This window comes from Nocardioides sp. L-11A (assembly GCA_029961745.1).
Taxonomy (GTDB): domain Bacteria; phylum Actinomycetota; class Actinomycetes; order Propionibacteriales; family Nocardioidaceae; genus Nocardioides.
Map to the genome: position 1 here is coordinate 3,713,301 of CP124680.1, position 13,810 is coordinate 3,727,110.

11 protein-coding genes are annotated in these 13,810 nt (G+C 73.2%); 7 read left to right on the forward strand and 4 right to left on the reverse strand.

Features of this window, described 5'->3' with window-relative positions:
• Nucleotides 1–54 precede the first annotated feature (54 nt).
• Entirely contained in the window at nt 55–660 is a 606-nt protein-coding gene (locus tag QJ852_17910) for a helix-turn-helix domain-containing protein (protein ID WGX95029.1), read from the forward strand.
• 18 nt (nt 661–678) lie between these two features.
• Here the strand turns inward: QJ852_17910 and pruA are convergent, their stop codons facing one another.
• Nucleotides 679–2,316 (reverse strand): L-glutamate gamma-semialdehyde dehydrogenase, encoded by a 1,638-nt coding sequence (gene pruA / locus QJ852_17915; GenBank protein WGX95030.1) that lies wholly within the window; start codon nt 2,314–2,316, stop codon nt 679–681.
• A gap of 36 nt (nt 2,317–2,352) precedes the next feature.
• Nucleotides 2,353–3,288: a proline dehydrogenase family protein gene (locus tag QJ852_17920; protein ID WGX95031.1), complete on the reverse strand. Its 936-nt coding sequence runs from the start codon at nt 3,286–3,288 to the stop codon at nt 2,353–2,355.
• 82 nt (nt 3,289–3,370) lie between these two features.
• On the opposite strand from QJ852_17920, the gene QJ852_17925 reads away from it, so the two are divergent.
• From QJ852_17925 to QJ852_17950, 6 genes are all read left to right on the forward strand, one after another.
• Entirely contained in the window at nt 3,371–4,522 is a 1,152-nt protein-coding gene (locus QJ852_17925) for a helix-turn-helix domain-containing protein (GenBank protein WGX95032.1), read from the forward strand.
• A gap of 167 nt (nt 4,523–4,689) precedes the next feature.
• Entirely contained in the window at nt 4,690–5,130 is a 441-nt protein-coding gene (locus QJ852_17930; protein ID WGX95033.1) for an HNH endonuclease, read from the forward strand.
• A gap of 26 nt (nt 5,131–5,156) precedes the next feature.
• Entirely contained in the window at nt 5,157–5,846 is a 690-nt protein-coding gene (locus tag QJ852_17935) for a lysoplasmalogenase (GenBank protein WGX95034.1), read from the forward strand.
• Between the two features lie 92 nt (nt 5,847–5,938).
• Entirely contained in the window at nt 5,939–6,526 is a 588-nt protein-coding gene (locus tag QJ852_17940) for a HutD family protein (GenBank protein ID WGX95035.1), read from the forward strand.
• 67 nt (nt 6,527–6,593) lie between these two features.
• The gene (locus QJ852_17945) at nt 6,594–8,216 is read left to right on the forward strand and encodes a GMC oxidoreductase (protein WGX95036.1); all 1,623 of its coding nucleotides are present in this window, start codon (nt 6,594–6,596) and stop codon (nt 8,214–8,216) included.
• A gap of 52 nt (nt 8,217–8,268) precedes the next feature.
• Complete coding sequence (locus QJ852_17950) at nt 8,269–9,834, forward strand: DNA polymerase ligase N-terminal domain-containing protein (protein WGX95037.1); 1,566 nt, start codon at nt 8,269–8,271, stop codon at nt 9,832–9,834.
• 22 nt (nt 9,835–9,856) lie between these two features.
• Here the strand turns inward: QJ852_17950 and QJ852_17955 are convergent, their stop codons facing one another.
• Both QJ852_17955 and QJ852_17960 read right to left on the reverse strand, forming a co-directional pair.
• Nucleotides 9,857–12,370 carry a polynucleotide kinase-phosphatase gene (locus QJ852_17955; GenBank protein WGX95038.1) on the reverse strand — a complete coding sequence of 838 codons (2,514 nt, stop codon included), beginning with the start codon at nt 12,368–12,370 and terminating at the stop codon, nt 9,857–9,859.
• Complete coding sequence (locus QJ852_17960) at nt 12,363–13,784, reverse strand: 3' terminal RNA ribose 2'-O-methyltransferase Hen1 (GenBank protein WGX95039.1); 1,422 nt, start codon at nt 13,782–13,784, stop codon at nt 12,363–12,365. Before QJ852_17960 ends, QJ852_17955 begins: the two co-directional genes overlap by 8 nt.
• Between the last annotated feature and the right edge of the window lie 26 nt (nt 13,785–13,810).

The window sequence follows — 13,810 nt, forward strand, 5'->3', positions numbered from 1 at the left end:
TGGTGTGCACTTTTTAAAGTACATACCATGTGCAGATATGGCTAGCCTGATGCCATGGCCAGCATCGAGACCCCGCGGAACGCCCGCAGCCGCCGCACCGCGCAGTCACTGCTCAAGGCCGCCAGGGAGCTGATCGAGCAGGAGGGCCTCGCGGAGGTCACGATGGCCGCGGTGGCGGAGCGGGCCGGGGTCTCCCGGCGCGCGATCTACCTGCACTTCACCTCCCGCGGCGAGCTGCTGGCGGCGCTCTACGACTACCTCAACGACGTCGAGGACCGCGATGCCGCCTTCCTGCCCATGTGGGAGGCGGCGGACGGAGTCGCCGCGCTGGACGCTCGGGCCCAGGTGGTGGCCGGCTTCATCCCGCGGATCATGCCGACCGCACGCGCGCTCCAGCAGGCGGCCCGCCACGACCCCGACGCCGCGCGGCACTGGGAGCTGGCCAGCCGGGTCCGCTACGAGGGATGCCGACAGATCATCGAGCGCCTGGCCGGCGAGGGTCGCCTGGCCCCGCGATGGACGACGACGACCGCAACGGACATGCTCGTCGCGCTGAGCTCGTTCGACGTGGTGGGCATCCTGCTCGACGAGCGCGACTGGACCGAGACCGAGCTCGCCGACCACCTCGCGGCCGTGTTCCGCCAGGTCTTCGTCTCCTGAACGGCCGCGCGGCCGGGCTCAGCCCATGTGCGGGTAGCGGTGGTCCGTCGGCGGGACGAGGGTCTCCTTGATCGAGCGGGGCGAGGTCCAGCGCAGCAGGTTGAGCGCCGAGCCGGCCTTGTCGTTGGTGCCCGACGCCCGGCTGCCACCGAAGGGCTGCTGACCGACGACGGCGCCGGTGGGCTTGTCGTTGACGTAGAAGTTGCCGGCCGCGAAGCGCAGGTGGCTGCTCGCCCAGTCGATGGCGGCGCGGTCGGTGCCGAGGACCGAGCCCGTCAGCGCGTACGGCGCCGCCGACTCGGCCTGCCGCACGACGTCCTCGAAGGCACCGGGCCGGCTGTCGTCGTACACGTGGACGACGAGGATCGGGCCGAAGTACTCGGTCGAGAACATCTCGTCGGCCGGGTCCTCGGCGACCACGACGGTCGGGCGCACGAACCAGCCCACGCTGTCGTCGACCGTGCCGCCGGCGACGATCTGCAGGCCGGGCGTGGCGGCGGCCCGCTCCAGGGCCGCCTGGTGCTTCGCGAACGCGCGGGCGTCGATGACAGCGCCGGTGAAGTTCGCGAAGTCGGTCGGGTCGCCCACCGGCAGGGCGTCGGTCTGGGAGGCCAGGTCGGCACCCATCCGCGCCCACAGCGAGGCGGGGACGTAGGCACGCGAGGCCGCCGAGCACTTCTGTCCGGAGAACTCGAAGGCGCCGCGGATCAGCGCGGTGCGCAGCACGTCGGGGTCGGCCGAGGGGTGGGCGATGACGAAGTCCTTGCCGCCGGTCTCGCCGACCAGCCGCGGATAGGTCCGGTACGACGCCAGGTTGCTCCCGACGCTCGCCCACAGCCGCTGGAAGGTCGGCGTGGAGCCGGTGAAGTGGATGCCCGCCAGATCGGGATGCGCGAGGGCGACCTCGGAGACCGCGAGCCCGTCGCCGGGGAGCATGTTGATCACGCCCGGCGGCAGGCCGGCCTCCTCGAGCAGCTCCATGGTCAGCGACGCGGCGAGCTGCTGGGTGGGCGAGGGCTTCCAGATCACGGTGTTGCCCATGAGGGCCGGCGCGGTCGGCAGGTTGCCCGCGATCGCGGTGAAGTTGAAGGGCGTGATCGCGTAGACGAAGCCCTCGAGCGGGCGGTGGTCGGTGCGGTTCCAGATGCCCGGCGCATGGGCGATCGGCTGCTCGCCGAGGATCTGGCGGGCGAAGTGGACGTTGAAGCGCCAGAAGTCGATCAGCTCGCAGGCGGCGTCGATCTCGGCCTGGAAGGAGGTCTTCGACTGGCCGAGCACGGTGGCGGCGTTGAGCCGCTGCCGCCAGGGGCCGGCCAGCAGCTCCGCGGCCCGGAGAATGACCGCGGCGCGCTCGTCGAAGGGCAGCGCCTGCCAGCCCGGGGCGGCCTCGCGGGCCGCGGCGATGGCGGACTTGGCGTCATCGGCGGTGCTGTTGCGCAGCACCCCCAGGACCTTCTGGTGCGCGTGCGGCTGGACGACGGCGATCTCCTCGCCGCCACCGGCGACCGACTCTCCGCCGATGTGCGCGTCGAGCTGGCGCGTCGTGCCGCCGAGCGCGTCGAGCTGCGCGACGAGCGCGTCGCGCTCCGGGCTGCCCGGGGCGTAGGTGAGGTTCGGCTCGTTGACCGGGGCCGGCGGGGTGGTGATGGCGTCCATCTCAGGTCCTCTCGGGAAGCGGCGGGATGCGGGAGATCAGCGGTGCGCCAGGGCGCGCAGGAAGAAGGCGACGTTGGCGGGGCGCTCGGCCAGCCGTCGCATGAAGTACCCGTACCAGTCGGTGCCGAACGGGACGTAGACGCGCATCGTCACGCCGTCGTCGACCATCCGCTGCTCGAGCTCGGGGCGCACGCCGTAGAGCATCTGCGCCTCCCACCGGTCGGTGCCGCGCTCAGCGGCAGCCGCGCCGGCGCGCGCCCGGTCGAGCATCGCCGGGTCGTGGGTGGCGATCATCGGATAGCAGTCCGAGCTCATCAGCGCGTCGATCGCCCGCTCATAGGCGTGGTCGACCTCGGCCTTGCGCTGCAGCGCGACCGAGGCGGGCTCGCGGTAGGCGCCCTTCACCAGCCGGATCCGGGCACCGGTGCCGTCGAGGTCCGCGATGTCGCCGGGGGTGCGCCGCAGGTTGGTCTGCAGCACATTGCCCACGAAGGGGTACGACGCGCGCAGGGCCCCGCCGATCGCGAGGGTCGAGTCGACCGTGGTGTGGTCCTCCATGTCGAGCGTGACCGTGCAGTCGAGCGCGGCGGCCGCGGCAGCGATCTCGGCGGCGTGCTCGGTCGCGACCGCCGTACCGTCGGGCAGCGCCTGGCCCATCGCGGAGAGCTTGAGGGAGAGGTCGCCCCCCGCCGCGCAGCCGGCCTCGGCGAGGGCGGCGAGCAGCGCGAGATAGGCGTCGCGCATGGCGCGGGCGCCGGCCAGGTCGAGGACGTCCTCGCCCAGCACGTCGAGGGTGACCGCACGCCCGGCGGCGACCAGACCGCGGGTCGCCGCGACCGCGTCGGCGACCGTCTCCCCGGGCACGAACCGGTCCACGACCCGGCGGGTCACCGGGAACGACTCCACGGCGTGGCGGGCGCGGGAGCTGCGCGCGGCACGGTTCAGGGTCTGGCTCAGGACCTGGTCGAGCATGTCTTCACGGTAGGAGCGTCACCCGCCACAGGGAACGGACATCTGTCACAGGATCCCGGCACCTCAGTGAGACACTTGTCAGATGAGCTCGCTCGACGACCTCGTGGAGGACATGGCCCGCCTGACCGACGCGCCCTGCACCCTCGAGGACCCCTACTTCCGGCTGATCGGCTTCTCCGACCACCGCGGTGACGACGTCGTCGACTCGATCCGGCAGCGCTCGATCCTGCAGCGCCGCTCGAGCGACGAGGTGCGGTCCTGGTTCCGCGCCCAGGGCATCGAGGACTCGCCCGGCCCGCTGCGCACGCCCGCCGACGCGGACCTCGGGATCGTGGGCCGCCTCTGCATCCCCGCCCGCCACCTGGACCGGGTGCACGGGTACTTCTGGCTGATCGACCCCGACGGCCGGATCCCGTCCGCCACCTGGCCCGAGGCGGCCCGGATCGCCGAGTCCGCGGCCCGGCTGCTCCATGTGGCCGAGCGGCGCCAGGCCCACCGCGACGCCCTCTTCCGCGAGCTGGTCGAGGGCGGCCGGCTGGCCGCCCGGGAGTCGGCGGTCGACCTCGCCCAGGCCGGCGGCCTCGACCTCCGGGAGCCGGTGACCTGCGTGCTGCTGGAGCGCCCCGAGCTGCTCGACCAGGTCGCCAGCAGGCCCTCCCGGCCGGGGGTCGTGTGGGTGCGCTCGAGCCCGCGCGTCGCCTGCGCCGTCGCCCGCGCCGAGCTCGCCGACCACGCCGGCGACCTCACCGCACTGCTCGGCTCCCTCGGGCTCGGCCGCCGGCTCGACAGCCTGGACCGGCTCACCCGCGCGGCGACCGGTCCCACGGTCCCCGGCATCGACGCGCTGGCCGCCTCCCATCGCGGAGCCCAGGTCAGCCTCCGCGTCGCCCGGACCGCCGAGCCGGGCGCGGTCGTGCGCTGGGAGTCCCTGGGGCCGCTCGCCCTCCTCGGCGTCAGCCGCGACGACGACCTCGCGGTGGCGGTGATCGACCCGCCGGTGCGGGCCTTCCTCGACACCGCCGCACCCGACGTCCTGCACACGGCACGGGTCTGGCTCCACGAGGCCGGCAGCGCCTCGCGTACGGCGGCCCTGCTCGCGGTGCACCGGCAGACCGTCTACCACCGGCTCGGGCAGGTCGAGCAGGCCACCGGCTACGACCTCGCCCGCGGCACCGACCGGCTCCGTCTGCACCTCGCCCTGGAGCTGGCGCCGTATCTCACGTCCGCCGGCTGAGTCTCCAATTCGGTGGAGACGGCGGCCCGCGCCGACGTACATTCGATCGTCGGACCTCGCGCAGAGGTCTTCTGCCCTTCACGCCTTCGTGGCCGAACGGAAATGCGGACCTTGTAGGAATCCGACAGGTGCCGCACGACCGAGACGACCCGAAGGAGGAGGCGGCCATGACCACCGTGATGCTGCTCAACGCCTCCTACGAGCCCCTCGGGACGGTGACCTTCCAGCACGCCGTGCGGATGCTGTTCCGCGAGGTCGCCACCGTCGAGGAGGCGCACGAGGACCGGATGATCGGCCCGCACCCGTGGCCCCGGGTGATCCGGCTGGTGCGGTACGTCGCGGCCAAGTGGATGTACCGGCCGGCGGCGTACTCCCGGAGCAACGTGCTCAAGCGCGACCGCCACCGCTGCGCCTACTGCGGCCGGCACGCCTCGACCATCGACCACCTGCTCCCGCAGAGCCGCGGCGGCGGGTGGACCTGGCTCAACACCGTCGCCGCCTGCGGGCCGTGCAACGGGCGCAAGGCCAACCGGACCCCGCCCGAGGCCGGGATGCGTCTGCTCGCCGTGCCGTTCGTCCCGACCCGCGCGCAGCTCGCCGCCGCCTGAGGGACGAGACGCCCTACAGTTCGGGCGTGCGCAGGTCCACGAAGCTCAAGCTCGCCTACGGCGCCCTCGCCGCCGCCGACACCGCGCTGGCCGGCTCGCCGCGTCCGTGGGCGCATCGGGCCCGCTTCCTCACCAAGCCGCTGCTGCTGCCCACCCTGGGCGCGGCCCTGGCCGGTGACGTCCGGGCCGCCGGATCGCCGCTGCGGACGACGACGCTGGTCGCGCAGGCCGGCGGCTGGGGCGGCGACGTCCTCCTGCTGGGGCACGGGGAGCGGATGTTCGCGGCCGGGGCGGGCTCCTTCGGCCTGGGCCACCTGGCCTACCTGGCGGGGTTCCGGCGCCACCGCGACCGGCGTACGCCGAGCAGCCGGGCGCGCACCACCCGGCTGATCGCCGGCCTGTGGGCGACGAGCGGCCCGGTCGTGGCCGCGGCGGCCGCCCGCCAGGACCGGCGCTTGGGCGGCGTGCTGCTCGGCTACTCCGCCCTGCTCGCCACGATGGCGGCGGGTGCCGCACATCTCGACCCGGCACTGCCGCGCGATGCGCGCCTGCTGACGGCAGCCGGCGGCGCGCTCTTCCTCACCTCCGACGCGGTCCTCGGCACCCGGACCTTCCTGCTGCCCGGCGCGCCGCAGCGGCTGGAGTCGGTCGTGATGGCGACCTACACCGGCGCGCAGCTGCTGCTCGCCGAGGGCGCCGCCCGCGCCGATCGCTGAGCCGGGCGCCCCAGACCCAAGGTCTCGGATCCCAGACGGCGAACGGGCGCCCGGCCCACGGCGGCGGCCGGCGTCCGGTGGACTGGACCGCGATGACCACGACGATCACGCGCGCCGCCGACCTGCCGTCGACCCCCTGGCGCAACGGGCAGGGCCGGACCACCGAGATCGCCCTCGCGGGCCCGCCGGACGACTTCGCGTGGCGGGTGAGTCTCGCCGAGGTGGCGCGCAACAGCGACTTCTCCCCGTTCCCCGGCGTCGACCGGATCATCATGCTGGTCGAGGGCGGCTCGATGACCCTGCACCTGCCCGGCCGGACCCGCGTCCTGCGACCGGACGTGCCGTTCGGCTTCGACGGCGGGGCGCCGGTGCGCTGCGAGGTCGACCGGCCCACCCGCGACCTCAACGTGATGACCCGCCGGGGTGCCGCCCGAGCCCGCCTGGACGCGCACCGGCTCACCGCGGACGAGGAGCCGCTCGCCGTACCGGCCGCGGATCCGGTCGTGCTCGTCGTGCTCGACGGGAGCGTGACGCTCGCGACCGGCGGCGCGACCCTCGGGGCCGGCGACATCGCGATCGGGGACGAGCCGCTCGTGCTCGGCGGCACCGCCCGCGTGGCCGTCGCGCGGATCGAGATCGAGCCCGGGCGGACGCGCCGGCACGGAACTACTCGCCGGTAGGTAGTGACGAACCCTCGCCACAACAGGTAGAACACGTTCTGATTCTTCCTACTGTGATGGAGGTCACATGTCGCACAGCCCCCACCCCGCGTCGTCTCGGCTCACCCGACGCGGGTTCATCACCGGCACCGGAGCGGCACTCGGTGCCGCATCCCTCGGCCTGCCGGCGCTGGCGAGCCCCGCCTCCGCCGCCATCGGCAACGGCGCCCAGGTCCCCGTGCTCGTCATCGGCACCGGGTACGGCGGCGCGGTGGCCGCGCTCCGGCTGGCCCAGGCCGGTGTCCCGGTCGAGATGGTCGAGATGGGCATGTCGTGGGACACCCCCGGGTCCGACGGCAGGATCTTCCCGAAGGTCACCTCGCCCGACAAGCGCGCGTACTGGCTGCGCACCAAGACCAAGGCGCCGGTGAGCAACTTCTTCGGCTTCCCCATCGACGCGAGCATCACGACGTACACAGGCATCCTCGACGCCGAGGAGTTCGCGGGCATCACCGTCTACCAGGGCCGCGGCGTGGGCGGCGGCTCGCTCGTCAACGGCGGCATGGCGGTCACGCCGAAGCAGTCGCGGTTCAGCTCGATCCTGCCCTCGGTCGACGCCGCGGAGATGTACGCCACCTACTACCCGCGTGCCAACGCCGCCCTGGGCGTCGGCTCGATCGACCCGGCCTGGTTCGAGACGGCCGAGTGCTACAAGTACGCCCGGGTCGGGCGCAAGCACGCGCAGCGCTCGGGCTTCGCGTGGACGTTCGTTCCGGACGTCTACGACTGGAACTACATGAAGGCCGAGCAGGCCGGCACGGTGCCCCGCTCGGCGCTCGACGGCCAGGTCATGTACGGCAACGACCACGGCAAGAAATCGCTCGTGCAGACCTATCTCGCGCAGGCGCTGGCGACCGGCCGGGTCAACGTGTCCCCCCTGCACCGGGTGACCTCGGTGGCCCCGGCCGGCGGCAGCGGCTACACCGTCGCCATCGAGCAGATCGACACCTCCGGCACCGTGGTCGCCACCAAGACGGTCACCGCCGCCAAGGTGTTCTTCGCCGCCGGGAGCGTGGGCACCAGCAAGCTGCTGACCAAGCTCAAGGCGACCGGCGTCCTGCCAGCGCTCAACAACGAGATCGGCAAGGGCTGGGGCGACAACGGCAACGTCATGTGCGGCCGGGCCAACCACATGTGGGACCCGACCGGCTCGCTGCAGTCGACGATCCCCTGCTCGGGCATCGACAACTGGGACGCCGGAGGCGCGTTCGCCGAGGTCGCTCCGCTCCCGACGGGGATCGAGACCTACGCCTCGCTCTACCTGTCGATCACCAACACCACCCGGCGCGCGGAGTTCACCTGGAACGCCGCCGCCGACCGGGTCGACCTCTCCTGGCAGACCGCCTGGAAGCAGGACTCGATCACCATGGCCAAGACGATCTTCGACAAGATCAACAAGAAGGAGGGCACGATCTACCGCACCGACCTGTTCGGCGTCTACAAGGTCTGGCAGGACGGCCTGACCTACCACCCCCTGGGCGGCGCGGTGCTCGACAAGGCCACCGACAACCACGGTCGCCTGCACGGGTACGACGGCCTCTATGTCATCGACGGGGCGCTGATCCCGGGCAACACCACGGTCAACCCGTTCGTCACGATCACCGCGCTGGCCGAGCGGAACATCGACCACATCCTGGCCAACGACATCTGAGTCGCATCTGGGTCGACCGCATGGCAGGGGCGGTCGCGGGCACCGGTCCTCCATGGGAGATCTGTTGGCGACCTACCGGCGCAAGCGCGACTTCACGCGCACCTCGGAGCCGGCCGGTGCGCCGCCGTCCCCGGACGGCGGCGCCCGGTTCGTCGTGCAGCGGCACCGGGCGAGCCGGCTCCACTACGACCTGAGGTTCGAGATCGACGGCGTGCTGGTCAGCTGGGCGGTGCCGAAGGGGCCCACCCTCGATCCCGGCATCCGGCGGCTGGCCGTGCACGTCGAGGACCACCCGATCGAGTACCTCCACTTCGAGGGCGTCATCCCCTCCGGCGAGTACGGCGGCGGCGACGTGATCGTGTGGGACACCGGCACCTGGGAGCCGGTGAGGACCGACGACCCGCGCGCCGCGGTCCGCGACGGCGAGCTGCACGCCGAGATGCACGGGCACAAGCTGCGCGGCCGGCTGGTGCTCGTGCGCACCGGCGCCGAGGGCGACCGCGAGGCGTGGATGTTGCTGCACAAGCGGGACGACCGGGCCGTCGTGGGCTGGGATCCCGAGGACCATCCGCGGTCCGTGCTCAGCGGGCGCACCAACGACGACGTCGCCGCGGATCCCGATCGGCGCTGGCGCTCGGACGCACCGGCCGCCGACGCGGCAGAGACCCTGCTGCCCGAGCCGCTTCCCGACGCTGCCGTCGACGAGCTCGCCTCCCTCGGGAAGCAGGGCACCTGGGAGCTGTTCGGCCGGCGGCTGAAGGTGACCAACCTCGACAAGGTGCTCTTCCCGGGCGACCCGCCGGTCACCAAGCGCGAGCTTCTCGCCTACACCGCACGGATCGCGCCGGTCGTGACGCCCTACGTCCGCGACCGCGCGCTCAACCTGCACCGCTATCCCGACGGCGTCGGCGGGCAGGGCTTCTGGCACAAGCAGCGCCCCGAGCACGCGCCCGAGTGGCTCGGCGCCTGGGACAACCCCGACGCCGACCCCGGCGAGACGACGACCTATGTCGTCGCCGACGAGCCGGCGGCCCTCGTCTGGGCCGCCAACTTCGGCGCCCTCGAGTGGCACCCCTGGACGTCGCGAGTCCAGGACCCCTACGAACCGACCTACGCACTCGTCGACATCGACCCCGGCGAGCGCACCACCTGGGCGGAGGTGCTCGCCCTCGCCCGTCTGCACCGCACCGCGCTCGACCATCTCGGGGTGACCGCGCGGGCGAAGGTGACCGGACGACGCGGCATCCAGATCTGGGTCCCCGTCGTGGCGGGCTACACCTTCGAGGACACCCGCGGCTGGGTCGAGCGGCTCTCGCGCACGGTCGGCAAGGTCCTCCCGGACCTGGTCAGCTGGAAGTGGGAGGTGAAGGCGCGCGGCGGCCGGGCCCGGCTGGACTACACCCAGAACGCGATCAACAAGACGCTCGTCGCGCCGTACTCCCCCCGCCCCGCGGCCGGCGCCCCGGTCTCGGTGCCGATCGGCTGGGGCGAGCTCGACGATCCGGACCTGCGCCCGGACCGCTGGACGATCCGCACCGTGCTGGACCGCCTGGCCGAGCGCGGTGACCCGTTCCAGGCGCTGATCGGCGCGGCCCAGGAGCTGCCCGAGATCAGCTGACGGGGACCGGAGAGGGTGCGGCTCACAGCCGCGGGTCGACCGGCTCCGACTCCAGCGCCAGCACGGCGAACACCGCCTGGTGCACCTTCCACAGCGGCTGCCGGCCCACGAACGCCGTGAGCGCGTCGAGGCCCAGGCCGTGCTCGCGCAGCGCGAGCTGCCGCTTCTTGCCGAGGTGCCGCTGCCGCAGTACGTCGAGGGAGCCGGTGTAGTCGGGACCGTAGATGATCCGCAGGTACTCCCGACCGCGCACCTTCAGGCCCGGCTGCACACGCGCGTCGACGAGATGGGCCGGCTTGACCACCATGCCCTCACCACCGGCGGCGGTGAGGTCGAGCCACCAGCGGGTCGCCGCCTCGCGGTCGGCCGGCGAGGACAGGTCGATGAGGCGGTGCCGGGTCGGCGTGATCAGGTCGTCGTCCAGCGTGGCGAACTGCCCGAGGTGCCACGGATGCGGCTCGGTGTGCGCGAGCACCCGGCCCTCGGCGGCCAGCACCTGGAAGGGGGCGACGGTGACCCCGTCGAGGCCGTCGGTCGGCCGGCAGTACGCCGCGTAGGCGTCGCGGAACGCTGTCGCGTCGACCTGCCGCTGCGCCACGCGGCCGGCCGGTGCCGCGACGTCGAGTCCCCGGGCCGCGGCCCGGGCGAGCACGTCCGCGGCCTCGGGGAGCGCGGCGCGGGCGGCGGCCCCGACGGCGGCGTACTGGTCCTTGATCAGGTCCAGGGCCTTGGCCGACCAGGGCAGCAGCTCGCAGTCGAGCGCCAGCCAGTCGGTGTCGAGCGACGTGAACAGCGGCACGACGGCACTCCGCAGCCGGTCGACCAGCGCACCGGTGACGGCCGGGTCGGCGAAGAACGGGCGGCCGGTGCGGGTGTGGACGGTCCCGGACGATCCGTCGGCGACACCGAACCGACGCTGCGCGACGCCGGCGTCGCGTGCGATCAGGGCGATCGCCCGCGAGCCCATGTGCTTCTCCTCGCACACGACCCGGGTGACACCCCAGCCGGCGTACTCGTCGAACGCCTGGGCGGGGTGCTCCAGGAAGCCCGCCTCCGATGCGGTGGCGACCGGCGACATGGTCGGCGGGAGGTGGACCAGCCAGCGCGGATCGACCGCGAACCGGCTCATCACCTCCAGCGCGGCGGCGGCGTTCTCCTCGGGCACCTTCACCTTGCCGGCGTGCGGCGAGTCGATCCAGCGGGTGCCCGCGACATCGCCGATGGCGAGCGCCGACGGCTCCCGGTCGTCGCCGGCGGGAGCGAGTGGCCGGACCGGCTCGTACCACTGCTGCTCGGCGGGGACCGAGACGATCTCCCGCTCCGGGTAGCGCAGGGCGGTGAGCGCACCGCCGAAGACGACGCCGGTGTCGAGGCAGATCGTGTTGTTGACCCACTCGGGCACCGGGACGGGCGTGTGTCCGTAGACCACCATCGCGTCGCCGCGGTACTCCTGGGCCCAGGGATAGCGCACGGGCAGGCCGTAGGCATCCGTCTCGCCGGTCGTGTCGCCGTAGAGCGCGAAGGCACGCACCCGCCCCGAGGCGCGCCCGTGGTAGGCCTCCTTGAGGCCGGCGTGCGCCACGACCAGTCGGCCCTGGTCGAGGACGTAGTGGCTGATCAGACCGTCCATGAACGCCAGCGTCTGCGCCCGGAAGTCCTCGGGCTCGGCGGCGAGCTGGTCGAGCGACTCGGCCAGACCGTGCGCGACCGTGACGTTCGCGCCCTTCAATGCCCGGACCAGCTTGGCCTCGTGGTTGCCCGAGACGCACAGCCCGGTGCCGTCCGCGACCATGCCCATCACCAGGCGGAGCACTCCGGGTGTGTCCGGTCCACGGTCCACGAGGTCCCCGACGAAGACCGCCTGCCGGCCCTCCGGATGGCTCGCTCCGACGGCCGCGCCCGCGGCGTCGTACTCCAGGCGCCAGCCGAGCTCGCCGAGCAGGGTCCGCAGCTCGGCGGCGCAGCCGTGGACGTCGCCGACCAGGTCGAACGGGCCGGTCGTCTCGCGCCGGTCGCTCCACGACGGCTCACGGGTGATCGTGGCCGCGGCGATCTCGTCGGCGCCGCGCAGCACGTGGACGCGGCGGAAGCCCTCCTTGCGGAGCCGGCTGAGCGACCGTCGCAGGTCGCGGTGCTGGCGGGTGACGACGTGCTTGCCGAAGGCACGGTCGGGCCGGCTCGCGTTGCGTGCGACCGCCGTCGCCTCGGGCACGTCGAGCACGATCGCGTCGACCATCACGTCGTGGCTCTTGGCGAGCCGGACCAGGGACGCCCGCGCCGCCTGCTGGACGTTGGTCGCGTCGACGACCGTGAGCAGGCCGCGTCGCAGCCGAGTGCCGACGATGTAGTGCAGGACGTCGAAGGCGTCACGGGTGGCCGACTGGTCGTTCTCGTCGTCGGCGACCAGCCCGCGGCAGAAGTCGCTGGAGATCACCTCGGTCGGCGCGAAGTGCTGCCGGGCGAAGCTCGACTTGCCGCTGCCGGAGACACCGACCAGCACGACCAGGCCCAGGGCCGGGACACGCAGCTCACTCATCGGTCGTCGCCTCCTTCCTCGTCAGGATCGCCAGCTGGGTCGGCGCGCCGTGGGTGTCGTCGACCTCGCCGACGCCCCGCAGCTCCACGGCATAGCCGTACGCCGCGCCGACCCGCGCGCACCACGCGGCGAACTCCGCGCGGTCCCACTCGAAGCGGTGGTCGGGATGCCGCATCCCGCTCAGCCCCTCGTAGAGCACGTTGTACTCCCGGTTCGGCGTGGTCACCACGACCGCTCCCGGGCGCGCGACACCGAGCACCACGTGCTCCAGCGCGGCGAGCCGGGGTGGATCGACATGCTCGACGACCTCCATGAGCACCGCGGCGTCGTACCCGGCGAACCGCGGATCCTCGTAGGTGAGTGCGCCCTGGAAGAGCTCCAGCCGGCCGGCCTGGCGCTCGGTCATCCGGTCGACGTGCAGCCGGCGGGCCGCCTGCTGGAGCGAGCGGGCCGAGACGTCGCAGCCCGCGACCCGCTCGATGGTGGGGACCTGGAGCAGCCGGTCGAGGAGCTGGCCAGGCCCGCAGCCGAGGTCGATGACCGACCGCGCGCCGAGCTCCGCCAGCACCTGCAGGACGGCGTCGTGACGCTGGGCGTTGAGCGGCAGCCGCCGCTCCTCGGGCTGGCGTGCCTCCTCCGCCGCGCGCTCCGCGTCGGCCGCCCCGTCGGCCACCTGCCCGTCGAGCTCGGCCAGCCGCGCGAGCGCCACCTGGGCCAGCCGGCCGCGGCGGCCCAGATAGCGCCGGGTGATCAGGGTCCGCTCCGGATGCGCCGCGAGCCAGTCGCCGCCCGAGCGGAGCAGCTTGTCGACCTCGTCGGGTCCCTGCCAGTAGTGCTTGGACTCGTCGAGCACGGGCAGCAGCACGTGCAGCTGAGCGAGCGCGTCGGCCAGCCGTACGTCGCCGGTCAGCACCAGACGCACGTAGCGCGAGTCGCCCCACTCCGGGAAGCGCTCGTCGAGGGCGATCGGCGTGGCCGCGACCCGCCAGCCGAGCGGCTCGAACAGGCGGTGCGCGATCTCCGCGCCTCCGCGGCAGGGCAGCACGGGGACCGTGATCTCCAGCGGGAGCGCCCGCTCGACCAGCTCCGGTCGCGCCTTGCAGATGCCGCTGCGCGCGGTGCTGAACACGTCGGCCAGCGCGACGCCGAGCAGTGAGGAGGCGGCGTAGGAGCGGTCGTTGACGTACTGCGCCAGGCTGAAGTCGGGCGTGCTCCGACCCAGCCGCCGGGCCAGCCGCACCGGATCGACCTCCAGCAGCAGCGCCGCCGTGCACCGGTCCTCGCCGGCCTCCGGGTAGAGCACCGTCGCGGTCCCGAAGGACTGCGCGAACTCCTGGACCCGGTCGGGGTGCTTGTGCAGCAGGTAGCCCAGGTCCGTCGCGGGTCGGTGGGTCGTCGAGATGGTCAACAGCACCTCGCCATCCTGCCCGGCCCCGCAAC